Annotated in this window: 24 protein-coding genes; 17 read left to right on the forward strand and 7 right to left on the reverse strand. The window is 56.6% G+C overall.

Annotated elements, in window-relative coordinates; genetic code table 11:
* The 7 genes from BLR08_RS31430 to BLR08_RS15255 form a co-directional block, all read left to right on the forward strand.
* Window positions 1-333, forward strand: a 333-nt coding sequence (locus BLR08_RS31430; RefSeq protein ID WP_218131575.1) for a hypothetical protein, incomplete at its 5' end; no start/stop codon positions are given.
* Window positions 297-800 (forward strand): hypothetical protein, encoded by a 504-nt coding sequence (locus BLR08_RS31730; RefSeq protein ID WP_083537263.1) that lies wholly within the window; start codon window positions 297-299, stop codon window positions 798-800. The genes BLR08_RS31430 and BLR08_RS31730, both read left to right, overlap by 37 nt.
* Window positions 801-1,010: 210 nt before the next feature.
* Window positions 1,011-2,267 carry an RCC1 domain-containing protein gene (locus tag BLR08_RS15235; protein ID WP_072332341.1) on the forward strand — a complete coding sequence of 419 codons (1,257 nt, stop codon included), beginning with the start codon at window positions 1,011-1,013 and terminating at the stop codon, window positions 2,265-2,267.
* Between the two features lie 264 nt (window positions 2,268-2,531).
* Window positions 2,532-4,112, forward strand: coding sequence for a spore germination protein (locus BLR08_RS15240; RefSeq protein WP_072332338.1), 1,581 nt, complete (start codon window positions 2,532-2,534; stop codon window positions 4,110-4,112).
* A gap of 21 nt (window positions 4,113-4,133) precedes the next feature.
* Window positions 4,134-5,333 (forward strand): Ger(x)C family spore germination protein, encoded by a 1,200-nt coding sequence (locus BLR08_RS15245; RefSeq protein WP_072332335.1) that lies wholly within the window; start codon window positions 4,134-4,136, stop codon window positions 5,331-5,333.
* A gap of 6 nt (window positions 5,334-5,339) precedes the next feature.
* Window positions 5,340-5,570, forward strand: coding sequence for a hypothetical protein (locus tag BLR08_RS15250; protein WP_072332331.1), 231 nt, complete (start codon window positions 5,340-5,342; stop codon window positions 5,568-5,570).
* A 21-nt stretch (window positions 5,571-5,591) separates the two neighbouring features.
* Window positions 5,592-6,686 (forward strand): GerAB/ArcD/ProY family transporter, encoded by a 1,095-nt coding sequence (locus tag BLR08_RS15255; protein WP_072332328.1) that lies wholly within the window; start codon window positions 5,592-5,594, stop codon window positions 6,684-6,686.
* A 100-nt stretch (window positions 6,687-6,786) separates the two neighbouring features.
* Here the strand turns inward: BLR08_RS15255 and murQ are convergent, their stop codons facing one another.
* Together murQ and BLR08_RS15265 are read right to left on the reverse strand one after the other, a co-directional pair.
* Window positions 6,787-7,728 carry an N-acetylmuramic acid 6-phosphate etherase gene (gene murQ / locus BLR08_RS15260; protein WP_072332326.1) on the reverse strand — a complete coding sequence of 314 codons (942 nt, stop codon included), beginning with the start codon at window positions 7,726-7,728 and terminating at the stop codon, window positions 6,787-6,789.
* A 92-nt stretch (window positions 7,729-7,820) separates the two neighbouring features.
* A complete protein-coding gene (locus BLR08_RS15265; RefSeq protein ID WP_072332323.1) occupies window positions 7,821-8,828 on the reverse strand; it encodes a BadF/BadG/BcrA/BcrD ATPase family protein in 1,008 nt (335 codons plus the stop codon).
* 179 nt (window positions 8,829-9,007) lie between these two features.
* On the opposite strand from BLR08_RS15265, the gene BLR08_RS15270 reads away from it, so the two are divergent.
* The 9 genes from BLR08_RS15270 to BLR08_RS15310 all read left to right on the forward strand — a co-directional run bounded on the left by BLR08_RS15270 (window position 9,008) and on the right by BLR08_RS15310 (window position 19,209).
* Complete coding sequence (locus tag BLR08_RS15270; protein WP_072332320.1) at window positions 9,008-9,862, forward strand: MurR/RpiR family transcriptional regulator; 855 nt, start codon at window positions 9,008-9,010, stop codon at window positions 9,860-9,862.
* Between the two features lie 45 nt (window positions 9,863-9,907).
* Window positions 9,908-11,284, forward strand: a complete 1,377-nt coding sequence (locus tag BLR08_RS15275) for an ABC transporter substrate-binding protein (protein ID WP_072332317.1) — start codon at window positions 9,908-9,910, stop codon at window positions 11,282-11,284.
* Window positions 11,285-11,484: 200 nt separating this feature from the next.
* The gene (locus tag BLR08_RS15280) at window positions 11,485-12,411 is read left to right on the forward strand and encodes a carbohydrate ABC transporter permease (RefSeq protein WP_072332314.1); all 927 of its coding nucleotides are present in this window, start codon (window positions 11,485-11,487) and stop codon (window positions 12,409-12,411) included.
* Between the two features lie 79 nt (window positions 12,412-12,490).
* Window positions 12,491-13,258 (forward strand): carbohydrate ABC transporter permease, encoded by a 768-nt coding sequence (locus BLR08_RS15285; protein WP_371117370.1) that lies wholly within the window; start codon window positions 12,491-12,493, stop codon window positions 13,256-13,258.
* Window positions 13,259-13,270: 12 nt separating this feature from the next.
* Window positions 13,271-14,383, forward strand: coding sequence for an ABC transporter ATP-binding protein (locus BLR08_RS15290; RefSeq protein ID WP_072332308.1), 1,113 nt, complete (start codon window positions 13,271-13,273; stop codon window positions 14,381-14,383).
* Window positions 14,384-14,421: 38 nt separating this feature from the next.
* On the forward strand, window positions 14,422-15,114 hold the full coding sequence (locus tag BLR08_RS15295; RefSeq protein ID WP_072332303.1) for a hypothetical protein: 693 nt from the start codon (window positions 14,422-14,424) through the stop codon (window positions 15,112-15,114).
* Window positions 15,111-16,292 (forward strand): exo-beta-N-acetylmuramidase NamZ family protein, encoded by a 1,182-nt coding sequence (locus tag BLR08_RS15300; protein ID WP_256257679.1) that lies wholly within the window; start codon window positions 15,111-15,113, stop codon window positions 16,290-16,292. Before BLR08_RS15295 ends, BLR08_RS15300 begins: the two co-directional genes overlap by 4 nt.
* Window positions 16,293-16,306: 14 nt before the next feature.
* On the forward strand, window positions 16,307-18,010 hold the full coding sequence (gene nagZ / locus BLR08_RS15305; protein ID WP_371117342.1) for a beta-N-acetylhexosaminidase: 1,704 nt from the start codon (window positions 16,307-16,309) through the stop codon (window positions 18,008-18,010).
* A complete protein-coding gene (locus tag BLR08_RS15310) occupies window positions 18,007-19,209 on the forward strand; it encodes an anhydro-N-acetylmuramic acid kinase (protein WP_072332300.1) in 1,203 nt (400 codons plus the stop codon). Before nagZ ends, BLR08_RS15310 begins: the two co-directional genes overlap by 4 nt.
* Before the next feature lie 602 nt (window positions 19,210-19,811).
* On the opposite strand, the gene BLR08_RS15315 is transcribed toward BLR08_RS15310, so the two are convergent.
* Window positions 19,812-20,369 (reverse strand): pyridoxamine 5'-phosphate oxidase family protein, encoded by a 558-nt coding sequence (locus BLR08_RS15315; RefSeq protein ID WP_072332297.1) that lies wholly within the window; start codon window positions 20,367-20,369, stop codon window positions 19,812-19,814.
* Between the two features lie 141 nt (window positions 20,370-20,510).
* Between BLR08_RS15315 and BLR08_RS15320 the strand changes: the two genes are divergently transcribed.
* A complete protein-coding gene (locus BLR08_RS15320) occupies window positions 20,511-21,455 on the forward strand; it encodes a phosphotransferase family protein (RefSeq protein ID WP_072332294.1) in 945 nt (314 codons plus the stop codon).
* A gap of 193 nt (window positions 21,456-21,648) precedes the next feature.
* Here BLR08_RS15320 and BLR08_RS15325 read toward each other — a convergent pair whose 3' ends face one another.
* From BLR08_RS15325 to BLR08_RS15340, 4 genes are all read right to left on the reverse strand, one after another.
* Window positions 21,649-22,827, reverse strand: coding sequence for a MalY/PatB family protein (locus BLR08_RS15325; protein WP_072332291.1), 1,179 nt, complete (start codon window positions 22,825-22,827; stop codon window positions 21,649-21,651).
* A gap of 97 nt (window positions 22,828-22,924) precedes the next feature.
* Window positions 22,925-23,905 (reverse strand): ABC transporter ATP-binding protein, encoded by a 981-nt coding sequence (locus BLR08_RS15330; protein WP_072332502.1) that lies wholly within the window; start codon window positions 23,903-23,905, stop codon window positions 22,925-22,927.
* Window positions 23,906-23,959: 54 nt separating this feature from the next.
* Window positions 23,960-24,697 (reverse strand): ABC transporter permease, encoded by a 738-nt coding sequence (locus BLR08_RS15335; protein WP_256257684.1) that lies wholly within the window; start codon window positions 24,695-24,697, stop codon window positions 23,960-23,962.
* A 176-nt stretch (window positions 24,698-24,873) separates the two neighbouring features.
* Window positions 24,874-25,650: an ABC transporter permease gene (locus BLR08_RS15340; RefSeq protein WP_072332288.1), complete on the reverse strand. Its 777-nt coding sequence runs from the start codon at window positions 25,648-25,650 to the stop codon at window positions 24,874-24,876.
* Window positions 25,651-25,863 lie beyond the last annotated feature (213 nt).

The raw sequence follows: 25,863 nt of genomic DNA on the forward strand, positions 1-25,863 counted from the left end.
TCGGTCCGCAAGGCCCGGCAGGTCCGGCAGGAGCGGATGGAGCAGTCGGTCCGCAAGGTCCGGCAGGAGCAAATGGAGCAGTTGGCCCCGCAGGTCCGCAAGGTCCGGCAGGCCCAGCAGGAGCCGACGGTGCAGTCGGTCCGCAAGGTTTGCCAGGTCCCGCAGGTCCGCAAGGCCCGGCAGGAGCCGATGGAGCGGCAGGACCGCAAGGTTTGCCAGGTCCTGCAGGCCCACAAGGCCCGGCAGGTCCACAAGGTCTGCAAGGTCCTCCAGGACCTGCAGGAGGCGGAAGCTCGTTGTCTGATGTTGGATTCTCGGCTAAGCTGCCTATGACGAACTTAACTACAGGAGCAACTCTCAGTGGCTGGAACGTTTCTAGTCCTTTTTATAGTGGAACAGGCTTTAACAATACAACCGGAAAATATACGGTTCCTGCAACAGGCCGCTACTCGATCAAAGCAACCGTGAATTACAGTACAACCGCTGCTATTACAATATCGCAAGGTGCTGGAGTAGATCCTGCTTTTGTTATTCGAAGCACCAATAACGGTGATATGATCACGGGCCAGCTTCCTGTCTTAAACGTGAATGTCGCACTCGTACTGACGTTGAGAACCATACTGGGCAGCGCTACCGTTACGTTGGACGGTGAGGTTGACCTGATGCAGGGCGACGTCATCGAATTGGTTTACGTTCCGGACGGCTTGACGATTCCGATCAATGTCGGCGGTAATTCAAACCAGGGAGTTGTTTGGTCCATACATCAAATGACAGAAGCACAAGGGAATAACATCCCATAAATCGCAGCCGAGCGAAGCCCGAGTGACAGCTTCGGACTTCGCTCGGCCGTATGGGATTTGCAACGCAACTCTAAGGGATAAAATCCAGGATTGGCGGAGGATGCTGTGATTAATAAACGTAAGATAATATGGGGGAGCGTTCTAGCCACGGGGCTCCTGCCCCTAAGCATCGCTCAATCAGCGTTATCCAATAACGAGCCGGGTGCCGTGATGGATTCCCGGCAAGCGATCGTGGTTCAGGCAGCACTTGTCAATGAGAATGTCTCCGATGTAGCGTCGGCTGTTTATGGAGAGGCGGATCCTCGCGAAGACGCGCTTCAAAATGAGCAGCCAGCAAATGTATCGGGTGTCGTCTATGGCACAGCCACACAAGTGTCGGCCGCTGTCTACAAACCGGCGTCCGTGACTCCGATGCTGCAAGCAGGAACTGCTCACAGCTTCGCTGTAGACTCTGCAGGCGGGCTATGGCAGTGGGGTCAGGGAGAAGCAAGCGATGCTTCCTATGCACTTGTCCGGATTGAAGGATTGGACCGCGTCATAGCAGTAGCCTCAAGAAACCATCAGCTGGCACTGCAAGAGGACGGAACTCTTTGGGCCTGGGGAAATAATGAGTTTGGCCAATTGGGTGACGGTTCGACCATTAATGCCGATTCTCCTGTACAGGTATCTTCCATATCGGATGTCGGTCAGGTAGCAGTGGGCTTTACTCACAGCGCAGCTCTGACAAACGATGGCACGGTGTGGACCTGGGGAAGCAGCTCCTCGGGCGAATTGGGAGACGGGACCTATCAAAGCCGGAGCGTACCGGTCCAAGTAGCTGGTATCACATCCGTTGTGAACATCGCAGCAGGAGCGGCCCATACGTTGGCTTTGAAGGAAGACGGGACGGTCTGGGCATGGGGGAGCAATGAGTTCGGACAGCTCGGCGACGGATCAGAAGTGAGTCGTTTGCAGCCGATACAGGTAGCCGGACTTCAGGATGTGGCTGCCATTTCCACGGGCATGTACCACAATCTGGCCGTAACCAAGGATGGAAAAGTATGGTCCTGGGGTCAGAACTTATATGGAGAGCTGGGGCATGGAGATAAAGCCAGCTTGGCAGTACCTCAACCGGTAGCCTCGCTATCCGATGTGATCGAAATCTCAGCTGGAGCGATGACAAGCATGGCGCTGCAGGCGGATGGAACGGTTTGGTCCTGGGGCGCTAACAGCTTCGGACAGCTGGGAATCGATTCTCAGCAGTCTTCAGCTGTGCCTGTACGCGTGAATCTTCCGGTAAAAGCCAGTCAAATAGCCGCCGGGTATTTCATTGGCGGCGCTATTGGAGCGGACGGTCTTTTCTATGGCTGGGGGTATAACCAATATGGCCAGCTTGACACGGAGAAGTCCAAAATCGCAATATCTCCTCTAATGTTGAAAGGGCTGCGCGCCTATTCAGAGAAAGCTGGCGAAGAAACCGACAACTAAAAATAAAGGGCATTTCCACCGGGTTCTACCCGATTGCGAAAATGCCCTTTTTAATGCCATGAAGCAAATAAGCAGATTCAGGTTATAAATATGAAAAATGAACGAACAAAGGCGGCCAAGCATGGCCGCCTTTGCTCGTTATTCGCTTCGGGCGGTTGTTTCCAGCCTATATCATTCCGGCACGGTGTAATTTCAGAAACGACGTTTAATATGATCGCGGTTAGGGCAACAATGCTAAGAGACAAACCGAGGTGATCCCAGCATATGAACGTTTTATCCCAGCTCTTCGGCAAAAAGCCCAAACGCGCTTCCAGCGTCCCTCCTCCGGGCGAGAAGAAGGAGCCCTTGGAGGCCCGCCTGCGCGACCTGCTTCATAAGGTACGGGCTACGACCGGTAACAGCCCCGACATCATAATTCGCGAGTTTGCCTTAACACAGGACAAGCCGGTGCAGGCGGCTATCATTTATACGGATGGCCTGGCCAATGTCTCCGATGTTATGGAAGCGCTCCTCATCGACATGAAGGAGGCTTGGGCTTGCACGCAGCAGGATACGAGCCGCTTGCCGGAGCTGCTGATCCAGTCGATCTTGAAAATAGGCGAGGCAGTGGAAATCTATGATTACTCCGAGCTATTTCAGGCTGTGCTGTCTGGAGATACCGTCGTCGTCGTCGACGGCTACGCGCAGGCCATTGCCGCAAGTACAAGGGAGTGGAAGGAACGGGGGATTTCGGAGCCATCCTCGCAGACGGTTATCCGGGGACCGCGCGATGGCTTTACCGAAACGCTGCGGACGAATACGGCGCTTGTTCGCAGAAAGATTAAAGACCCTTATCTATGGCTGGATATGTTTCAAATCGGGCGCGTGACGAAAACGGATGTGGCTTTGATGTATATCAAAGGCATTGCGAATGAGAAGGTTGTGAATGAAGCGCGGGAGAGGCTCCAGCGGATTTGCATCGATGCTATTCTGGAAAGCGGATATATCGAGGAGTTCATCCAGGATGAAACCTTCTCACCCTTTCCGACTGTGTACAATACGGAACGTCCGGATGTGGTAGCGGCCGGCCTGGTAGAAGGGCGCGTAGCCATTTTGGTAGACGGCACGCCCTTTGTGCTGCTTGCCCCGGCATTATTCACTCATTTTATTCAATCGGCCGAGGACTACTACCAGCGGGCGGACATCAGCACATTAATCCGCATACTCCGCTATATCGCTCTGTTTATTTCGATGCTCGCCCCTGCCGCTTATATCGCGGTTACGACGTTCCATCAGGAGATGATTCCAACATCCCTGCTGATCGGGCTTATGGCGCAGCGGGAAGGCATTCCGTTTCCGGCTTTTATTGAGGCGGTGCTGATGGAGCTTACCTTCGAAATATTAAGGGAGGCTGGCGTTCGAATGCCTAGGGCGATCGGTCAGGCGGTTTCGATCGTCGGGGCGCTGGTCATCGGGCAAGCGGCCGTCGATGCTGGGCTGGTTGGTCCCGCGATGGTCATCATCGTATCCATCACGGCGATTTCGAACTTTGTCATCCCTTCCTTCAGTATGGGAATTTCCTTACGAATGATCCGTTTCGCGCTGATGCTGCTTGCCGCCTCATTCGGACTGTTCGGCATTCTTGTGGGATTGATCGCTATGGTGCTGCACCTGTGCAGTCTGCGTTCCTTCGGCATTCCCTATATGGCGCCGTTCGCGCCGCACATCCAGGAGGACCAGAAGGATAATATATTCCGTCTTCCGCATTGGGCGCTCTTGACAAGACCAAGGCTGACGGGCCAGACCAATATCGTCCGGGGGCAAAGCGGCGCGGCGCCGAAGTCGGACGACCGAACGACTAACTAACTAACTTAAGGGTTGAGTCCCATGAGAAACACATTGATGAAGCTCGGTATACTTGTGCTTGCCATCTTGACTTTGACAGGCTGCTGGAACCGCAGAGAGCTTAACGAGCTTATGGTGGCTTCCGCTTTGGGGATTGATAAGCACGATAACGGCTATGAAGTTACCGTCCAGTTAATAAATCCTGCAGAGATCGCAGCGAAGCAGGGCGGAGGCGTCCGTGCGCCGGTCATCGCGCTTAAAGCCTCGGAGGGGAAGACGGTGTTTGAATCGATGCGCGAGCTTACGGCTACCGCTCCCCGTAAAATTTACTTGTCCCATATACGGATTCTTGTCGTCGGAGAAGAATTAGCCCGTCAAGGTATTGCTGAAATACTGGATATTCTTTCCAGGGACCATGAATTCAGAACCGATTTCTATATGATGGTCGCCAAGGACACGACGGCTCGGGAGGTGCTCAAGATATTAACGCCGTTAGACAAGATTCCGTCCAATAAACTGTTTACCTCACTGGAGACGACGGAGCAAAGCTGGGGAGCTACGGCCAGGGTTGACCTGCACGGGGTTATTTTTGATTTGGTCAGCAAAGGAAAGGATCCGGCCTTGTCGGCCATTCGAGTGATTGGCAATGCGGATACAGGAGAGTCGATGGCCAATCTGAATTTCGTTCAGCCTCCGGCTATCCAGCAATATAACGGGGTTGCCGTTTTCCGGGAGGATGCGCTTGCCGGCTGGTTCAATACCGCTGAAAGCAAAGGTTACAATTATATTCTCGGGAATATTCGAAGCACCATTGAAAGCGTCGCATGCCCGAATGGCGGATATGCAGGCATGGAAGTGATCCGAACCCAGCATAAGGTCAAGGGAGCGGTAGAGAATGGCCGTCCGGCCATTCATGTCAGCCTGCGGGTGGAGGGGAATATTTCGGAAATTGCCTGCGGTATCGATCTGGGCAATCCCCGCACCGTAACTTGGCTGGAGACGAAGGTTTCCGGACAAATCAAGGATAAGATGGAGTCCGCTGTGAAGAAAGCCAAGACATACCGGGCAGATGTATTCGGGTTCGGCAATGCGCTGCATCGTGCGAATCCGGATTTTTGGAGAAGCATCGAGCAGAACTGGATGGACTATTTTGTCGATCTTCCCGTTCAGCTTGAGGTCAAAGCTGAACTTCGCCGCACCGGTTCGGTGGTCGAGTCGTTTATTGAGAAGTGGAAGGAGTAGAAACAGGTGTGGAATATAGCCATCGTTCTCGTTGCGGCTCTGATTATCGCGGTGGAATGGCCTGTTTTACGCCAAGCGCGCACGAAAAGGGAGATAGCGGTCTTTATCGTGCTGCTTGGCTGCGGCACGGGGGGCAGCATCGCCCAGGCGATGCAAATAGAAATTCTGAATCCGCTTGACGTGATAGCCGTTATCTACAAGCCGATGAATGAGGCAATCTTTGCATTACTAAAATAAAGGCCGAAGGGAGGGGAGGATATGGTTGAACAGGGTAAAATCAGCATTCGCCAGTTTAAAATCCTGGTCATGCTGTTTAGTTTGGGCAGCGCCATCTTGATCGTTCCCTCGTCGCTTACCTCCGCCTCAAGGCAGGATGCCTGGATTTCCGCTATCTTGGGCGGAGGAATGGGGCTCCTGCTGCTGCTTATGTACAATCATTTGGCCAAGCGCCATCCGGAGAAATCTCTGGTGGAATACAGCGAGGCGATTCTTGGCAAGTGGCTCGGCAAAGCCGTCGGTCTTTTATTTGTCTCCTTTTTCTTTCTGCTTTCGTCGCTTGTCCTGAGAAATATCGGCGACTTCATTACGACGATCGTGATGCCTGAAACGCCGATTCAAGCTATCCATATTATGTTTACGCTTATCGTCATTGCGGGGGTACGGCTCGGTCTGGAAGTTATTGCAAGAGCATCTGAAGTTTTTACTCCTTGGGTTCTTTTCCTCATTTTTGTGCTGGTGGCCGTCATTGCGCCGGAGATGAAGCTGGATCGAATCGAACCGGTGCTGGAAGCGGGCTTCAAACCGCTTATTCGTGGAGGACTCAGCATATTGGGGATTCCTTACCTGGAGCTGGTTGTGTTTCTGATGGTACTCCCCTATGTCAATAAGAAGGAGAAAGCCGGCAAAGCCTTCATTGCCGGCGCTATGTTTGGAGGCGCTATCCTAGTGGCACTTACGGCCTTGTGCGTGCTCGTGCTTGGCTGGGATTTTACGTCCAGACATGCATTTCCAAGCTATACGCTGGCGAAAAAAATTCACATCGGCGAATTTCTTCAGCGCATCGAGGTACTGATGGCCGTCATTTGGTTCCTGACGATCTTTTTCAAGCTGGTGATCTGCTTCTATGCTTCTGCGCTGGGGCTAGCTCAAATTCTTAAAATTCAAAGCGCCCGTATTTTACTGCTGCCGCTCGGCATGAGCATGACCGTGCTTTCGTTAGTGGCTTACCCGAATATTGTGTACTTCCGGGCCTTTGCTTCGGAAGTTTGGTTTTCATATGCACTGACCTTCGGTCTGCTGCTGCCGCTGCTTCTGATCGGAGCAGACATGATCCGGCGGGCGATATCGAAGTGACAAGAGCTTGTAAAGAGCGGAGCTCCCGTTCAGCATATCGCTATCATGCCATGCGAAAAGCCCGGATCGCCGTTGCAGCGAGTCCGGGCTGTCAGCCGTCTCATCCGTTTTCTTTGACTTCGGAAGCCGATCCCTTCAGCAGCAGCTCCAGCGACTTCCGCACGAAGCCGCCTGTGGCATTCAGAGCCTCCTGGGCTTCCTGAGCGGTAGCCTCGCCGAGAATCATGACGATCGCCGTTTTGACATGGCCGCCTGACTCTTGATACGCCTGCTCGATCTGGCTGTCGGAGGCTTCGGTAGCCAGACGGATAATCCGCTTGGCCCGGTGAACCAGCTTCACGTTGGAGGGAAGCACATCGACCATGAGGTTGCCGTATACTTTACCCATCCGGATCATGGAGCTCGTGGTCAGCATGTTAAGTATCAGCTTCTGCGCCGTACCGGCTTTCATACGGGTGGAGCCCATCACGACCTCGGGACCGACAACTGCCTCCAGCAAGATGTCCGACAAAGGCGCCATGGGCGTCCCGGCATTGTTGCATAGCCCGATGACGCCGGCGCCTACAGCGCGGGCGCGCTTCATGGCTCCGAGCACATAGGGCGTTCGGCCACTGGCGGCGATGCCGACGATGACATCATCCGGACCGATCCGGTTAGCGTCAATATCGGCCATCCCGAGCTCCTCGCTGTCTTCCGCGCCTTCTACCGCATCCTTCACGGCCTGAAAGCCGCCGGCGATCAGCCCTTGAACCATCTCGGGCGGCGTGCCGTACGTGGGAGGGCATTCGGAAGCATCCAGAATCCCGATGCGCCCGCTCGAGCCCGCGCCGATGTAAAACAATCTGCCGCCCCGCTTGAAGGAAGCGACGATCAGATCGACCGCTTTGGCCAGCTCCGGGATCATCCCTTGGAGAATGTCGGCAACGAGCCGGTCCTCATTGTTGATTAATGCGAGAATCTGCTCGGTGGGCAGTTCGTCAATATGCTGCGTGCGCGGGTTTACTTGCTCTGTTGTCAATTCGCTTAACTGATGTATCTGCATGATGTTGCTCCTTTATGAAAAGTATTGGCCCGGATGGGGAGTATCATTCTGCCGGGCGGCGGGTTACAATTGCGGTATGCCCTATCCCCGGCTCAGCAGTCAGACGAGAGTCGGGCCGCCGCCAGCCTGGCTGCTCCATAAGCCGGTGGCTTGTCGGATAGCTGAAGCCGGAGATCCGGCAACGCTTCGGCCAGCCGGCTGCGAAAGATGGATTCAAACAAGGCGCTGTGCTTGAATATAGAGCCGCCAAGCCCTAAGCTGTCTTGTGCGAACCAGCGGTTTTTAAGCGCCAGCGCCTCTGCCTGCGCAGCAAGCTCCAGCGCGTTGCGCTTGACGATCCGCATAGCGGCGGGGTCTTCCTCACTGGCCGCCCCAATGGCGACGCGTGCAAACTCGGCGATATGCTGTTTATGAATCTGCGGTCCGTAGATATAGGCCTTCAGTTCAAGAAGCTCCGTCCAGCCACGGCTCTCGAGGACGGCCTTCGTCATGGACGTGGGAGGATCGATGCCGTCATAACTGCGCATAATGGCTTGCAGCGCGTCAAGTCCGATCCGGTAGCCGCTGCCGCCGTCTCCAAGCAGATGCCCCCAACCCCCGACACGATAGCGAGCGCCATCCGGCGTGCGGCCGAAAACAATAGAGCCTGTGCCCGCAATAGCCAGCATGCCGTATTCCCGGCCCAGTGCCGCCATCAAAGCGCTTTCCGCGTCATTTGTAACGCAAAGTTCGGTACAGATGCCTGCCTGCTCTAATATGGCCGTTATGGCCCGTGACACCTTCTCACGCTCTTCCGGTGTATCCACCCCGGACAATGCCAGGCACACCCCGAGCTGTCCGGAATAACGTGCGGCAGGGACGGCTGCGGTCTGAACGGAAGCGTCAGCTTCACGATCATGGCTGTTCTCCGGCATGCCTGCGCGAACGCTTGCGAGTGCTTCTATCAGATAGGAGCCTAACCGGGAGGAGGCAACCTCAAAGCCGACGGAGTGGGGATTGGTGGAGCCGCCGATGTACCGGCCGAGCTCATTCCCATCGGCATCTGCGACGTAGACGTCTGTTTTCGTTCCCCCGCCGTCCACGCCAATGAATAGCTTCACCTGAATTCACCTTCCTGCCATCGAATGTTAACTGTAATAGGATAGCTTGAGTATAAACGAAAAGGGTCGTCCATGTAAAACAAAATTTTATGTTAAAAAAATATATTGAAATTTAGTTTCAGTCATTTTATAATGAGACTCATCTGGAAGCGAATTCAAAAGGTCAGGGGCTGAGAGAAGTGAATGGCGGTCTTGTCCGCTTAAGAGAAGCGCTTAATGAACTGACACCATCCGAGAAGAAAGTCGGGGAGTATATCCTGGGCAATCCGAAGAAGGTTGTCGAGTTATCCGTCGCCCAGTTAGCCGATTACAGCGGAGCGAGCCAGGCAGCGATCGTCAGATTGTGCAAGTCGCTTGGCTTAAAGGGATTCCCGGATCTGAAGCTGAAAATCGCGGGCGATCTTCAGGAATCGGCCCAAGTCCCGGGCAAGCAAGGTTATCAAGAGATCAGCCAGCATGATTCGATTGCCACCCTGATCCAAAACGTATCTGCGAACAATATTCAGTCGATTCGCGACACGGTGAAAATTTTGGACGTCGAATCCGTCGAGCGTGCTGTTGACGCACTGAACCGGGCCGAGCGCATCTTTTTCTTCGGTCTTGGCGCATCGGGGTTGATCGCTCAGGATGCCCAGCAGAAATTTCTGCGCATCAACCGCATGTCCTTCACCTTTGCCGACCCTCATATGCAGCTTACGACTGCGGTGACGATGACGAGCAAGGACGTGGCGGTAGGCATCTCCTATTCGGGCGAAACCCGCGAGGTGATCGCCGTGCTGAAGGCGGCTTCCGAACGCGGAGCGACGACGATCAGCATCACGAAATACGGCAATACCGCTTTGCACGCCTATTCCCAGATTCCGCTGTGCATTTCCTCCACGGAGAACGAAATCCGCAGTGGCGCGACCGCTTCCCGCATTACGCAGCTGAATGTGATCGATATTTTGTATCTGGGGGTCGCAAGCCGCAATTACGAGCAGTCCGTCGAGTACCTGGAACGGAGCCGCGCGGCGATTCGCGAATTAGGCCATTAACGCTCGGTTTCTACTATTATATGATATAACTTAGGGGGATTTCGAATGAATCGTACGAAATGGTTATCCTTGATGGTTATTAGTGCACTGGCTCTCAGCGCTTGTTCGAACGGAGGCAGCAAGCCTGCCGAGAACGGCACAGCCGCTCCTGCGGGAGATGACAAGAAGCCGGATACTGTCAAAGTATGGACGTACCCGGTACACGGCACCTATGAAGACGACTTGAAGCTGCTGATCGCCGACTTTAACAAGACGAACCCGCATATCAAGATTGAATACGAAATGCTCTCCTGGGCGGAAGGCCCCAAAAAATTCGACGTTGCGCTGAACGCGGGCGACCCGCCGGATCTGTATTTCCACTCGGTAGCCGGACAATATGTCAATACGGGCCTGGCGCTTCAGCTGGACCAGTACCTGACTCCGGAAATAAAAAATGACTATGTGCCGGGCACGCTGGAGCTCGGACAAATCCAAGGCAAGCAATACGGTCTGCCGATTTACCAGTTCCAATGGGCATGGGGCGGCAACAAGCGTATTCTCGAGGAAGCCGGCATCGACTGGAAGAAGATTCAGGCGAACGGCTGGACCTGGTCCGAATTCAACGAAGCGGCTAAGAAAATGACGAAGAAGCTGGCCGATGGAACTCCGCAATACGGCCTTGTAACGGACGGAACAAGCCTGGACTTCATCCAAATGCTGTCCCGCAACGCCGGCATGCCGGATGTGCTGGACAAGGACGGCAAGTTCCAGTGGAATGACGACCGTATCCTCGATACGCTGAAGTTTATGCAAGCTCTGGTCAAAGACGGCATTATGCCGAAGGAAAGCGCGGCATTGGCGCCGGCCAAGCGGACGGAAATGTTCTACGCGGGCCAAGCCGGTATCATCAGCAAAGCGATCCCTTATTATGACGTTATGATTCAGAACCGCAATAAGGATATCGATGCCGGCAAGATCAAGGGCGAGAAAATCGAGTTTATTTTGCTGCCGGTGCCTCACCATGACAAACATCCGGCCAAAACGACGATGGGCGGAGAAGGTTATGTCGCCTTCAAGCAGAAGGCGGATAAAGGCGAGCAGCACGCCAAAAACACGTTCCTCGTCATGGAAGCGCTCAGCGGCGCGAAAGCAGGCAATTCGGCCAACGAGCTGTCCCTGCCATTCGTGAGAAAGTCGCAAGCGAAGGAATTCGAAGGCAAAGGCAAGGCGAATCCGGTGAACATTACGGCTGCCCAAACGATGGCGAAAAACATCGCGATGCCGGTCGAATTGAACCTGGATGTCGATAAAGCCGCGAAGATGAAGCAATTCAACGAGCAAGTCGTCAAGCCGAACTTCCAGGCCGTATTGGCCGGCGAGAAAACCGCCGAGCAGGCTGCGGAGGAATTCAAGAACAAAGGCAAGCAAATGTTTGGACAATAAGGAGCAGGCTTAACGGCCGGGCTTCAAAAAGCTTGTAGCGATGAAAGATGGAGAGTACAAACGGGAAGCCGTCCGATTGCGGCAGCGCAGCGATGGACAGCCCGAGAAGGGCGCGGGCTTCCCGGATGTACTTTCTTTGTATCCGCACGCACCTGCCACCACCACACGAATGCAGTTGGCCTTCAGGAAAGGAGAAACTCATGCAACAAACTTCAGCGGTCAAGCGCACGGGGGGAAGCGAACGGACGCCGCGCAGCGGGTTTTGGCGCGATTATGGCTGGGCATACCTGTTTATTGCCGTACCTGTGCTGCTGTTTCTGATTTTTACGTTATATCCCGTGATCTCGGCCTTCATCATGAGCTTCCAGGAATATGGCGTTTTGAGCTCCAAGTGGATCGGTACAGCCAACTATACGCGGCTGATGCAGGACGAGGTGTTCTGGAAAGCGATGAAGAACACGGCCGTCTTCACGATCGGCACCGTTCCGGTTAATATTATTATTACTTTCGTGCTTGCCTATCTGATCTTTCAGATGAAAAATAAATGGCAGACCTTCTTCAAAGCCGCGCTTTATTTGCCGTCCGTTGCATCGGGCGTTACGCTCTCGCTGGTTTGGCTGGCCATGTTCGACCCGACCTCCGGAGGGCTGTTCAACAAGGTGCTGGGCCTGATGGGGCTGGAGCCGGTCGTGTGGCTTGGACAATCGAGCACAGCGCTTTTCTCCCTGATGCTGATGACATACTTAAGCTCTCACGGCAGCGGAATTATTTTGTACCTCGCCGCGATGGGCGGCATTCCCAAGTCGCTCTACGAAGCCGCGGATATCGACCATGCCAGCGCGTGGAGACAGTTTACGAAGATTACTTGGCCGCTTCTGAAGCCGACAACCTTGTATTTGCTCGTGACCGGCGTCATCATGTCGTTCCAGGTGTTTATCAGCGTTTATCTGATGACACAGGGCGGACCTAACTTTGCGACAACAACGATCGCTTATTTGATCTACGATACCGCATTCGTGTACTACGAGTTCGGCCTGGCTTCAGCGCAATCCTTCGTATTGGCGGCGATGATCGTCATCATCTCCATCGTGCAATTCAAATACTTCTCGACGGATATCGAGTACTAGGGGGCGATGACAGATGACTAAAACAACCAAATCGTTCCTTATCGCTCTGGCCGTCATCGTGCTGTCGTTCTGGACATTTATGACCATCATTCCGCTGTATTGGATGTTTATCGGATCCTTCCAGGACTCCTCGGCTTCGGCTACCTTCCAGCCGCAGATGATCCCCGAGATCTGGTCCGTGGCTCCGTATGAGCGGTTTTTCGGCAAAACGATGGCTTGGCGGTGGCTGTTCAACTCGCTGTTCGTATCGGCCATTCTGACGGTTACGAACGTCTTCTTCGCTTCGCTCGCAGGTTACGCGTTCGCCAAGCTGAAATTCCCGGGCAGCAAGTCGATCTTCTGGATCTTGCTGGCGACGATGATGATCCCGGCGCAAGTGACTTTGATTCCGCTGTACATTCTTGTCATCAACACCTTTAATCTCGGCGACACGTACACGGCTATCATCCTGCCGTCCTTGGTAGGGGTGGGGAACATCTTCCTCATGAAGCAGTATATGTCCACATTGCCGACTTCACTCATTCACGCGGCCCGCATCGATGCATGCAGCGAGTTCGGGATCTTCTATAAGGTCATCCTGCCGATGGCCAAGCCAGGTTTGGCGGTGCTTGCCATCTTCACGTTCGTTGCGCATTGGAACGATTTCTTCTGGCCGCTGCTCGTGACCCGCAGCAATGAGATGAGAACGATACAAGTAGGTCTGGCCAGCTTCAAATTCGCCGAGTCGACGGACTTCGGAGCCATTATGGCCGGAGCCACGATCGGGGCGCTGCCTATGATCGTGCTGTTTTTCTCCTTGCAAAAGTACTTCCTGCAAGGTATCACCATTGGAGCCGTTAAGGGCTAGGAGGAGAAACGTATGGCTCGCGTAGTATTTGACAATGTCCGCAAGGAATATGAAGACAGTAAAAGAGGCAGCTTCACGGCGGTAGCCGGTTCGAGCTTTACGATAGAAGACAAGGAATTTGTCGTGTTCGTTGGCCCGTCCGGCTGCGGCAAAACAACCTCCTTGCGGATGATCGCAGGTCTTGAGAAGCAGACGAGCGGCGATATCTTCATCGGCGACCGTATCGTCAACAATCTGCATCCGAAGGACCGGGACATCGCCATGGTGTTCCAGGATTATGCGTTGTACCCGCATATGACGATTCGCGAGAATCTGTCGTTCGGGCTGAAAAACCTGAAGAAGCCTGCCGCGGAGATTGAGCAGAAGGTAAGGGCGGCTTCGGCCATTCTCGGGTTCGACGATATGCTCGATCGCAAGCCCCGCGAGCTGTCCGGCGGTCAGCGGCAGCGGGTGGCCGTCGGCCGCGCGATCGTGCGCGATCCGCAGGTGTTTCTGTTCGACGAGCCGCTGTCCAACCTGGACGCGAAGCTTCGCATTCAGATGCGCGTAGAGCTGTCGGAGCTGCACAAGCGGCTGGGCGCTACCATCGTATATGTGACGCATGATCAGGTGGAGGCGATGACGCTCGGCGAGCGGATTGTCGTGATGAATAAAGGCGTCATCCAGCAGATTGCTCCGCCTACCGAGCTGTACAACAAGCCGAGCAATATGTTCGTGGCGGGATTTATCGGATCTCCGGCTATGAACTTTATGGATGCGGTCGTGGACGGAGGCAAAATTACCATTGACGGCGGCCGGTCCTTCGTGCTGTCGGACCAAACAGCCAAAGCGCTGCGAGGCTATCAAGGCAAGCCGATCATACTGGGCATTCGTCCCGAGCATATTTTCGGAGAAGACTTCGCCCTTCACGTAGCGCATGATCACAAGATGATGGCCCCGGTGCAGGTGGTGGAAAACCTCGGCTCCGAAAATCTTGTGTACTTCCGCGTAGGCGAACGTACGGTAACGGCCAAGGTGCATCCGGAGACGACGGCGGCTGTCGGTCAGCTGAAGTCGTTCGTGCTTGATCTGAGCAAGGCGCATTATTTCGATCCGGCGACCGAGCAGCGCATCGTGTCCGAATAGCAGCCCGCACATCATCCATGAAAGAGAGGGATCGGGAAATGAAGAGTCTTGGCGCAATTCTGGTGCAGTCCGGCGGCCATGTTTACCGCGAGATGACGAAGGTGTTTATGTTCAGCGCCGTCTCGTCGCTGGTGCTGGCTCCGCTGCTCCTGTTTCTGCCGGCGGGTCTGGCGCTCGTGCTGCTTCCTTTGCTGTACGCGCCTCTCGTAGCCGGGGTATTCCACGCGATGCACCGTATGCTGGAGGGGGAGAGGGTGAAGCTGAAGGATATGCTGGCGGGTGCGGTGCGTTACTTTATCCCGTCGGTCTTGTTCGGCCTGCTTTGCTCGCTTTTCCTGATTATCCTTGTGTCGACCTGGTGGTATTACGGCCGATCGAACGGCATGTGGGGCTGGGCGCTTGCGATTTTCCAGACCTATTTTGTTCTCATGGTATTTGTCTCCCAGCTCTACACGCTCCCGCTGATCGTCCAAAAGCAGGAATCCTTTTTCCGCGCCGTCGGACGCAGTGTCAAGATGACTGTGCTGCGCCCGGGTTATTCGATCGGCGCCGCCTTCCAGCTCGTCTGCGTCACGATCGTTTTGGCTGCGACCGTGGTCGGATTTGCGGTGCTGTACGCCGGGATTGCAGCGATCTATGCGAATATGGTAACAAGAAACGTGCTTGCAGATGAGGAGGAAGAAGCTGCGCCAGCAGACGGGCGACAAGCATGGGGAGGTACGATGGGATGAGTGGGATGATGAGAAATCGGATCAAAGCAGGAGCTGATCGTGTGCAATCGCTGGAGGCGCAGCTCCGGGGTCGCCGGGTTGGTCTGCTGACTAACCCGACCGGCGTCGGAGGGAGCTTCCGCACGACGGTGGAGCTATGCGCGGAACTGCCGTCTGTACGGCTCTCCGCGCTTTTTGCATGCGAGCACGGCTTGCGGGGAGAGCGGCAGGCAGGCGTACGATTCGAGGATGAGCGCCATCCGGTGCTCGATATCCCGGTGTACAGCCTGTACGGCACGAGGAAGAAACCCGATGCCGGGATGCTGGCCGATGTGGACGCGGTGCTGTTCGACATTCAGGACACCGGCGTCCGGTTCTATACTTACTTATCTACGTTAACTTATATGATAGAAGCCTGTGCGGAGGCCGGCAGGCCGTTATTCGTGCTGGATCGTCCGCATCCGCTCGGCGGCGTCAAGGCTGAGGGTGGCTTGCTCCAGCCGGGATATGAATCGATGGTCGGCGCGGCCGCGGGCACGCCTTATGCGACGGGAATGACCATCGGGGAGTACGCCCTCTGGTTTAACGACCGTCTGCCTCGTCCCTGCGAGCTGACCGTGGTGCTGATGGACGGCTGGCAGCGCGGCATGACGTATGCGGATACCGGACTTCCGTGGATTTTGCCTTCGCCCAATGTGCCTACGATCGATACGGTTCGCGTATACGCCGGCACATGCCTGTTTGAGGGAACGAACCTTTCGGAAGGCCGGGGAACGACTCGTCCTTTTGAGCTGATAGGGGCTCCATGGATCGACGGAGAGCGGCTTGCGCGCCGTTTCGCCTCCTACGGACTTCCGGGCGCGCATGCGCATCCGATGTATTTCTCGCCATCGTTCTCGAAGCATCAGGGAGAGCTGTGCGGAGGCATTCAGCTGTTCGTGACCGATCCGGACTCGTTCGAGGCGGTACGGACCGGGCTTACGCTCGTCCGCTGCGTGCAGGAGCTGTACCCGAATGAATTCCAGTTTCTTCCGCCTGTACGCGAAGGCGGCCGGCAGTTTATCGAGCTGCTGACCGGAGACAGTCTTGTGCTGCGGACGCTGGGCGACGATGACGGTCTGGAGCGGATCATGGAACGGTACGACGAGGAAGCGCAGACGTGGATGCAGGAGCGGGAAGCTTATATCTTATACAAGTGAGGAGGAGGATTGGAGTGAACACGGAACCGCAAGTCTATGAGCAGGGCGGTGAGATGGCCGGCCGGTACGGAGAGGCTGCTGACCCGGCCGTTATTCTGCGAGGCATGAGCCTGGAGGAAAAGGTCGGCCAGCTGCTGCTCTGCGGCTTCGATGGCACGGAGCCTTCCGCCGATATCGAGCGGCTGATCCGCGAGCAGGCGATCGGCGGCGTTATTCTGTTCGCCCGCAACGTCACCGGCACAAAGCAGGCAGCGGCGTTGAACCGATCGCTGCAGGCGGCAGCGGCGGACGGCGGCAGGCTGCCACTGTGGATAGCCGTCGATCAGGAGGGCGGCATGGTCGCACGCTTCACCGATGGCCTAGCGCTGATGCCTGGCGCGATGGCCATCGCCGCCGGAGGAGATGCGTATTCGGCCTACGAGGCCGGTTATGTATGCGGCTGCGAGCTGGGGGCGCTGGGCGTCAATATGAATTTTGCCCCGGTGCTGGACGTAAACAACAATCCGTCCAATCCGGTCATCGGCGTCCGGTCCTTCGGGGAGGACCCGGAGCGAGTCGCCGAGTTTGGGGTCCGGCTTGTTCAGGGGCTGCAGGATGCCGGCATGGTCGCGACAGCCAAGCATTTCCCGGGTCACGGGGATACGGATACGGATTCGCATCTTGACTTGCCTGTCGTCCGGCATGCCAGAGAGCGGATCGAGCAGGTGGAGCTGGTCCCGTTCCGGAAGGTGATCGAGGCCGGCATCGACTCGGTGATGTCTGCCCATATCGTATTCCCGGCCTATGAACAGGAGAAGCTGCCGGCAACTTTGTCCCATGCGGTGCTGACGGGGCTGCTGCGCGAAGAACTCGGCTTCGAAGGCGTGATTATGACCGACTGCATGGAGATGAACGCGATCGCGGATCATTTCGGAACGGCGGAAGCGGCTGTGATGGCCGTAGAAGCCGGAGCCGATCTCGTGCTGATCAGCCATCGTCACGATCGTCAGCTGAGAGCGTGGGAGCTGCTGCTGCAGGCGGTGCGGGAAGGGAGGATAACGGAAGAGAGGATCGATGAATCCGTGCTTCGGCTGCTCCGGCTGAAAGCCAGACGGGGCGTGTTGATGGCCGTGGAGACCGGGGAAGAGAGCCGGGTGGCCGGCGAGGTTGGCAGCGAGAAGCATCTGGCCGCCGCCAAGCGGATCAGCGAAGCAAGCGTCACGATCGTGAAAAATGAAAGCGGCCTGCTGCCTCTTGCTCCCGGGCAGTCGATGTATGTGCTCTCTATGGAGCCGGCGGTGCGGACGCTGGCCGAGGAGCAAGCGCCGGAAGGGATATTCAGCTTGGGCCGCGCGCTGCGGGAGCTGGGGGCGAATGAGACGGAATGGCTCATCCCGTTCGGCCGGGCGGCCGAGCTTAAGGAGGAGCTGGTTCGCGCCTGCATGTATGCCGAGCGTGTGATCGTCGCGACATACAATGCTTATCTCGAAGCCGATCAAGTGGAGCTGGTTGAAGCGCTGCAGCGCTTCGGCAAAGACCCGATCGTTGTGGCGCTGCGCAGCCCATACGATCTGCTCGCTTTCCCGGAGGTCGCGACGTTCGTCGCGGTCTACGAGAGCCGCCCGCTGGCCATGCGCAGCGCAGCGGCTGCCCTGCTGGGGCTGAACCCCGCTGAAGGCAAGCTGCCCGTGTCGCTGGGCGAGCGCTATCCGGCCGGAACCGGAAGAGGTCTGCGATGATCGGCTGGCTGCGCGATGTGCTGGAGAAGGAGGATCGCCTGGTCGTGGGGCTGATGTCCGGCACCTCGCTGGACGGGATTGACGCGGCCGTGGTCCGGATCGCGGGCAGCGGACTTGCCTCCAGGGCGGAGCTGGTCCATTTCCACAGCGTGCCGTATACCGATGAACTGCGGGAGCGGCTGAAGCGGCTCTGCAGCCCTGACAGCTCCTCCGTGCCGGATATATGCGCGATGAATTTCTACATCGCAGAGCGCTTCGCCGAGGCGGCGGGAGCGGCGGCGGCGGGAGCGGGCCTGACGCTCGACGATATCGATCTGATCAGCTCGCACGGGCAGACGATCTGGCATATTCCGGTGGCTGCGGACCCAACCGCCGATCCGTTCGGAGTCAGATCGACGCTGCAGATCGGCGATCTGTCGGTGATCGCCAAGCTGACCGGCCGTCCTGTTGCGGGCGACTTCCGCACGGCCGATATGGCCGTAGGCGGACAGGGCGCCCCGCTTACGCCGTATGGCGATCTGATCCTGTTCCGCGACGAGCGCATCGGCCGGATTGTGCAAAATATAGGCGGCATCGGCAACTGCGCCGTGCTTCCGTGCGCGGCGAAGCCTTATGAAGTGAGCGCCTTCGATACGGGCCCCGGCAATATGCTGATCGATCAGGCGGTATGGGAGCTGTCGGGCGGCCGGATGTCTTATGATGCGGACGGCGCTTGGGGAGCGGCCGGACAGCCGCATGAGGCGCTGCTGGAGGAGATGATGAGCCATCCGTACTTCGCGCTGCAGCCGGTGAAGACGACGGGCCGCGAGATGTTCGGGAAGGCTTACGCCGAGCAGTGGCTGTCCAGCATGCGAGGGGCTGGGCTGCCTGCGGAAGACATCGTGGCCACCTTCACGGCGTTCACAGCTCGCAGCATCGCACAGAGCTATACCGATTTCGTGCTGCCCCGGCATGCCGTCGGCGAGGTTGTGATCAGCGGCGGCGGCGCTCATAACCGGACGCTGCTGCGGATGCTTGCGGAGCTGCTGCCGCAGCAGCAGGTGCGGACGGCGGCTTCGCTCGGTGTCTCCGACGACGCCAAGGAGGCGATCTGCTTCGCGATCTTCGGGAACAATCTGCTGCATGGCGAGCCGAACAACCTGCCGTCCGCGACGGGAGCATCCCGGGAGACCGTGATGGGCAAGCTGGCCCTGCCGTAGGCAGCGGCGCGGGGCGATGAGCCTGATCCGGAGCGGCGTACTATGACGGATAGATGACGTTTGGATGGAATTAGCCTGACAGAACCCGGAGCGTTCGGTCAGGCTTCTTTTGCGTTTCAGCGTGCATCCTTTACGCAAACGAAAGCAGGGGAATTTTACCTGACTCGTATAGAATGAATAAACGATCGAAAAGGAGAAGGGGCAGAAGGAAGGGATGCGCAGCAGTCGAGCGTAGTATTGACGGAAGCCAACGCCCCAAAGCGCACGAAATCGCTCGGATGCAATTTGTAACGAGGCTCAGCGACCCAAACTGCACGAAATCAGTCGGATGCAATTTGCATCGGAACTCAGCGACCGTAAACACACGGAACTCGCCGAATTTCATTTCTAACGGAACTGTACGCCCTTATAGAGCAAAACGGTCCATTTTTCGCTCCGTTTGCGTCAGTAAGGGCCCCTGAGTTCCGTTTACAGTTCTGGGCGCGCCATCCGTCTCTCGTCTGTCTATACGTAAGGATGCCGAAAAAGTTGGTTATTCTGCTGAGCGCTCGGCTTCAGTGCCCTTGCGCTTGCAGCGCCGGGAGCTTCTTCAGGCTTAAAAATCACGGAGAGCTTTTCCCCAGCGTGGTAAGGAGTCCGTCCATACTGACCCTGTTTTTCTCACGGCGGTAAGCGTCCAGCTTTTCTTCTCCCTTGTTGACGGACCATTGCTTGAGCGTGTCCCGATCGGCTTCATAGGAGAAGTAAGGGACACTGAACCCGCAAGAGGTTTTAACCTCGTGTATCGCGGCGGTTATGATCTGGCGCGCTCCGGGCAGCGGCTGGAAGAGGGGGATCAGACGGTCCCATTCCGGCGTGTCCGGCAGCACGACCTGGCCCGAGCCGTAGAGCCGGAGAATCATGGGCGCTCCTTCGAAGGCCATGAACATGAAGGTGATTCGGCCGTTTTCTTCCAGATGGGCGCTCGTTTCGTTGCCGCTGCCCGTCATGTCAAGATAGGCCACCTGCGAGGACGATAAAATACGGAAGGAATCATAACCCTTGGGCGACAGATTCACATGCCCTTCGACTGCTGTAGGAGCGCTGCCGACGAAAAAAATATGCTGTTTGCGGATAAAGGCTTCATGCTCAGGGAGCATGTTCGGATAAGATTTGCCCATAAGGCACCTCCAAATAGATGGATATTAGCGCATTATAATCCAAATCGGCAGCTCGTGGAAGGGATAGATTTGTCTTTAGCCGCGCGCTTCCACTACAATAAATCTGAGTTTCGGCAATTAACGGAGGGAGGCATTGTCTTCATGCAGATATCGGAAAAAGAATTGCTCTCAAATCGGCTGCTGGCATGGATCGTGGAGCAGGCGTCTCCCGAAGCGGCGGTACAAGCCGTTCATCGACTGAAAGGAGGGATATCTTCGCTTGTGCACGCTGTCACCCTTCGGGAGGGAGAGCGAACTGCCGAATGGGTGCTGCGCAGGTTCGACAACGCGGAGTGGCTGCGCCAGGAGCCTGACCTGCCGAGGCATGAAGCTCACAGCTTGCGCTTGGCTGCAGAGGCAGCAGTGCCGACGCCGCAGGTGATTGCATGGGATGAGACCGGCAGCATGACCGGCATGCCTGCGCTGCTGATGACCAAACTGAAGGGGGACGTCGTCCTGCTGCCCGAAAGTATGGCAAGCTGGATCGCGGGGCTTGCCGAAGCGCTGGCGAAAATTCATCAGGTGCGGGCCGATGAGTTCGCATGGGCCTACTTCACCTATCAGCAGCTTGAGACCCTGGAGGCGCCCGGCTGGACGAACCGGCCTGACGTATGGCGCGCTGTCGTGGATCAAGTGCGAGGACCTCGTCCGGCGTATCGCGAATGCTTCATTCACCGTGACTATCACCCGAACAATGTGCTTTGGGAAGAAGGACGGGTAAGCGGGGTTGTGGATTGGGTAAATGCCTGCCGAGGGCCGGCGGGAGTGGATGTCGGTCATTGCCGGGTCAATCTGGCGCAGCTTCACGGGCTGGAGGCGGCGGATGCCTTTCTGTCGGCCTACAGCATGTACGCAGGCGAAGCTTTTCAGTATGACCCGTATTGGGATCTCGTTTCTTTGACGGATATTCTCTTCGGACCTCCTTCGGTATATGAGGGATGGACGGAGCTCGGAGTAACCGGGCTGACGGACCGGCTCATAATGGAACGTCTGGACGACTATGCGGCCAGCTTGATCGAGCGATGCGGAAGAGGCAGCTTGCGCTAGAAGTCGGGTGAAAAGAATGCGGGAGAGCCGCTAGGGGCTTGAAGCAGCGAGCGGAAACATCGATCGCGATCGGCCGCAGGTTGCGCGCATTCATCGGAATTACAGGGAAACCGATCCGAACGACGACGCCGCGGAACATGCGCCAAAAAACATGCGGCAGTCCGCACGAAGCGGAACTGCCGCATGTCTGCTATTAAACCGGCTGTCCGGATACGGCCTGGCAGAACCGCTTCAGACCTTCCTCTACGATCGATCTCGGACAAGCGAGGTTGATGCGAAGCCAGCCTTCGCCCTCGGTGCCGAATACGGAGCCTTCGCTGAAGGCGACCTTGGCTTTGACAAACATCAGCTCCTTCAGGCCCTTCACATCGAGCCCGAGGTCCCGGCAGTCCAGCCAGAGCAAGTAGGTGCCTCCCGGCACAAGCGGCTTCACCTGCGGAAGCTGCTCCTTCAGGTAGGCGATGGCAAAGTCGAGATTGCCTTTGACGTAAGCCATCATCTCATCGAGCCATTCCTCGCCTTCATTATAAGCCGCCTGCACCGCGTCCTGGGCAAAGTGGTTCGCCATATGCAGGCTAAGCGACTTGAGGCGCTGTTCCAGCTTGCGCTTGACCGCCGGGTTGGACGCGACGATAAACGAGGTATGCAGCCCGGGCAAATTAAACGTCTTGGTCGCCGCCAGGCAGGTGATCGTTCGGTCGGCAAGCTCAGGCGACAGGGAAGCGAACGGAATATGCTTATGACCGGGGAAGGTCAGATCGGCGTGGATCTCGTCAGAGACAACGGTGACGCCATACTGCAGGCACAGCGCGCCCAAGCGCAGCAGCTCCTCGCGCTCCCAGACGCGGCCGCCGGGATTATGCGGGCTGCACAGCAGCAGCAGCTTGGCGCCGCCTTGAAACAAAGTTTCGAGCTGGTCATAGTCCATCTCGAAGCGGCCGTCACGGATCACCAGCGGGTTTTTGGCAACTACCCGGCCATTGGTACGGATCACGTCATAGAACGGATAATAGACCGGCGATTGCAGCACGACCTGGCTGCCCGGCTCGCTGAACAGCTCCACAGCCAGGCTGAGCGAAGTTACGATGCTGGGAGAGTCCGTTATCCAGCCCGGGCTGATTTCCCAATCGTGACGGCGGCTGTACCATTTCACGATCGAGTCGTAGTAGCTGTCCGTATGTATGGCGTAGCCGTACACGCCCAGCTGAGCCCGCTGGATCAGCACGTCGCGGACGGCGGGTGGGCAGTGGAAGTCCATATCCGCGACCCAGAGAGGAAGCACATCGGCAGCCCCGAACAGCTTCTCTCCTTGGTCCCATTTGTAGGAACGCGTATTGCGGCGGTCGATCAATTCGTCAAAATTGTATTTCAATGATGTCACCTTCTATAGTAGATTTAGCTGCTATTATATCATCAATAATGCCCGATTGCGATGAAAGTCCGGAACCGGCGGGGTTCCGGCAGCGCTGCTAATATACCCGGTGAATGACATCCTCAAATTCGGGTTCCTCCATATGAATATCGTCGATCTCTCCCCAGGCGCTCAGCTCGCGCAGCATATCCATAGCCGTCGCTTCCTGACGGTTGCCCTCGATGACGACCCCGTGGTCGGTCCGCTCGGTCACGCGGAAACTTGACCCTGCATCGCCCCCCGAAAGCTCGGGTACCGTGAAGCCGCCCCGGAAGGTCACGCGGATGACGGTCGGCAGCCCGATAAGCCCGCGCAGGTCGGCGATCGTGCCGTCGTAGGCCAGCCGGCCGTGGTTGATAACCATGACCCGGTCGCATAACTGCTCGATATCGTCCATATCATGGGTCGTTAGAAGGACGGTTTTGCCGAAATCGCGGTTCAGCGTCTTCAGGAACTGCCGGATATTGCGCTTGGCTGTAACATCGAGGCCGATCGTCGGCTCATCCAGGAACAGCAGATCGGGATCGTGCAGCATCGCTGCCGCCAGATCGGCGCGCATCCGCTGGCCGAGAGACAGCTTGCGGACGGGCGTCTGCCAAAATTCCTCCAGGTCCAGCAGCTCCGCCAGCTGTCCGAGCCTTCGCCGCTTGTCGCCGGGCTCGACCTTGTACATCTCGGCAAGAATGTCGAAGGAGTCCTTGACCGGCAAATCCCACCACAGCTGGCTGCGCTGACCGAATACGACACCTAGCCGTCGAACTACCTTGCGCCGGCTGCGGTGAGGATTATCCCCTCCGATCAGGACAGTTCCTTGAGACGGATGGAGGATGCCGGTCAGCATCTTGATCGTCGTTGATTTTCCGGCTCCGTTGGGGCCGATATAGCCGACAAATTCACCCTTGCCGATGGCGAAGCTGATATCGCGGACAGCCTCCTTAATCCGGTATTCGCGCGAAAACAGCGTGCGCAGGCCGGCAAACCTGCCCTCCCGGGTTACGGGTGTTTTGAAGGTTTTGCCGATATGGCTAACTTGAATGATGGCTTCCTTGCCTTCCGGCTTACTGGTTGTATGGATCATTGTTTTCGCTCCTCTCTAACTGCCTGTACTTTGGTACTTGGTTAAGCCGTAGCGCCAGAACTGCAGGCTGGCAGCCAGACAGAGGAGCGCCGCCGCGCCGATGACAGCCAGCAGCCAGCCTCCGTATTCGCCCCGCAGAATGAAAAGCGCAGGGGCATAACTGACCAGGCCGACGGGGATGACGAACAACAGCATGGACTTCATCCAGCCGGGGTAAAGGACAAGCGGATATTGGGCAGCCGTGCGGGCCGCGTCCTCCGTAATGTTTTGCAGCTCAGTAATCCGCGTCATCCAGAATCCGACCGTGGCGGTCGCCAGGCCGATCGCGAACAAGATGACCGAGCCGGTGCCGATGGACAGCAGCGTATAAGGAATCGCGGTCCAGCCGATCTGGCCGCTTTGCAGCATGCCGTTCAGCGCCCAGCCAAGCACAAACCCTCCTTGGACAAATTCGCCGGGCAGCAGCCGGAAGTTTTGCGTGAACAGCGCAAAGAGAATAGGCACGGGACGGGTAAGCAGCTGGTCCAGCTCGCCTCCGACCAAATATTTCTCGAGATTATGCACTTCATTGGCGAAGGTGCGGTACAAAGCTTTGGAAAGGGTCATCACCGCAAATAAATAGCCAACCTCGTACAGACTCCAGCCGCGCATCGCACCGAATTTGTTCATGACAATGGCGAGCATAAGGAATTCGGCGATCTGGATCAGAGCGGCGAGCAGGCTGCCGAGTACAAAGTTGAGCTTGTACTGCATGCGGCTGCGAATGCTGGCCCGGATAAGCAGGACATACAAGCGGGCCGTTGAGGTGATGGAGGAGAGCTTCCCATGCTTGGCGGACTCCGGATGCTCTAGGTGCTTTGATTGCTCTGCATACTTTAATTGCTCTGCATGCTTTGACTGCTCCGCATGCTCCGATTGCTTCACGTGCTTCATCCCCCTTGCACCTCCAGCTTCCGCCTCAGCAGCATGGTAACGCTCAGGCATACGGCAGTCAGGAAGACGCACCAGAGCAAGGAGCCAAGCAGCAGCGAGCCGTCTTCGAATCCGAGATAAATGCGGGTGGGGACGTAGAGCAAATACGGATAAGGAGAGCACCAGCTGATCGTCTGCAGCCAGCCGGGCAGCCATTCGACCGGAATAAAGAAGCCGGCGAGCAGCATCATCATGGCGTGATTGCCCCAATAGAGCCAGTTCGATTCGGTCGTCCACAAAGCGGTCGCCCCGATCAGATAATTGATGCAGATGGATACGTACGCGGAACAGGCCAAGCCGAGAGCGGTGAGGGCGAGGCGGGAAGCATCGGCAGGAATCTGAAGCGAGAAGACGATCACATACAGGGCGTAGATAGGAATGGATTTGTACACAAACTGGTAAGCGATCTGGCCCCATTCCCGGCTCATCAGGTGAGTGAACAGATGAACGGGTCGCATGAGATCCAGCGAGATGTGGCCGGTTCGGACCGATTGGGGAATACCGAGGCCGTTCGTGATGAATCCGGTAATCCAGAGGGAGGCTTGCGTGAACGCGATGTAGCTGATCATGCCTTGCACGCCATAGTCGCCGAGCGAGCGGTTTTCACCTATGCCTATCCAGATGCAGGCATACATGTAGCCGAATATCGCGCTGGCTATGTTGTGCACCATGTGCGCCCCGCGGTATTGCAGGTTGCGGGAGTAGGCCTTGACGGCCAAAACGTAGTAAAGCATTGTACACCTCCGATAAGTTTGTAGACGGGGCTAATCCGCCAACTTCAGTCAAGGCGAAACGCGAGAGAGACGTTCACCATCATAACAAAATAAGGGAGCGGGCGCAATCGGTATTTTTTCTGCCCAAAACCGTTTAGCTCTAGCCCGGGTTGTGGTAAAATACGTGAAGAGCAGTGACATGAACGTGAGCAAATGTGGTTTCAGGAGCGTGCA

This window comes from Paenibacillus sp. cl123 (assembly GCF_900101595.1).
GTDB lineage: Bacteria > Bacillota > Bacilli > Paenibacillales > NBRC-103111 > Paenibacillus_G.

Coding starts and splice junctions, on each gene's coding strand:
- BLR08_RS15235 (WP_072332341.1), top strand. CDS start 1,011: ATGGATTCCCGGCAAGCGATCGTGGTTCAGGCAGCACTTGTCAATGAG.
- BLR08_RS15240 (WP_072332338.1), top strand. CDS start 2,532: ATGAACGTTTTATCCCAGCTCTTCGGCAAAAAGCCCAAACGCGCTTCC.
- BLR08_RS15245 (WP_072332335.1), top strand. CDS start 4,134: ATGAGAAACACATTGATGAAGCTCGGTATACTTGTGCTTGCCATCTTG.
- BLR08_RS15255 (WP_072332328.1), top strand. CDS start 5,592: ATGGTTGAACAGGGTAAAATCAGCATTCGCCAGTTTAAAATCCTGGTC.
- murQ (WP_072332326.1), bottom strand. CDS start 7,728: ATGCAGATACATCAGTTAAGCGAATTGACAACAGAGCAAGTAAACCCG.
- BLR08_RS15275 (WP_072332317.1), top strand. CDS start 9,908: ATGAATCGTACGAAATGGTTATCCTTGATGGTTATTAGTGCACTGGCT.
- BLR08_RS15280 (WP_072332314.1), top strand. CDS start 11,485: ATGCAACAAACTTCAGCGGTCAAGCGCACGGGGGGAAGCGAACGGACG.
- BLR08_RS15285 (WP_371117370.1), top strand. CDS start 12,491: ATGACCATCATTCCGCTGTATTGGATGTTTATCGGATCCTTCCAGGAC.
- BLR08_RS15290 (WP_072332308.1), top strand. CDS start 13,271: ATGGCTCGCGTAGTATTTGACAATGTCCGCAAGGAATATGAAGACAGT.
- BLR08_RS15295 (WP_072332303.1), top strand. CDS start 14,422: ATGAAGAGTCTTGGCGCAATTCTGGTGCAGTCCGGCGGCCATGTTTAC.
- BLR08_RS15300 (WP_256257679.1), top strand. CDS start 15,111: ATGAGTGGGATGATGAGAAATCGGATCAAAGCAGGAGCTGATCGTGTG.
- BLR08_RS15310 (WP_072332300.1), top strand. CDS start 18,007: ATGATCGGCTGGCTGCGCGATGTGCTGGAGAAGGAGGATCGCCTGGTC.
- BLR08_RS15315 (WP_072332297.1), bottom strand. CDS start 20,369: ATGGGCAAATCTTATCCGAACATGCTCCCTGAGCATGAAGCCTTTATC.
- BLR08_RS15320 (WP_072332294.1), top strand. CDS start 20,511: ATGCAGATATCGGAAAAAGAATTGCTCTCAAATCGGCTGCTGGCATGG.
- BLR08_RS15335 (WP_256257684.1), bottom strand. CDS start 24,697: ATGCAGTACAAGCTCAACTTTGTACTCGGCAGCCTGCTCGCCGCTCTG.
- BLR08_RS15340 (WP_072332288.1), bottom strand. CDS start 25,650: ATGCTTTACTACGTTTTGGCCGTCAAGGCCTACTCCCGCAACCTGCAA.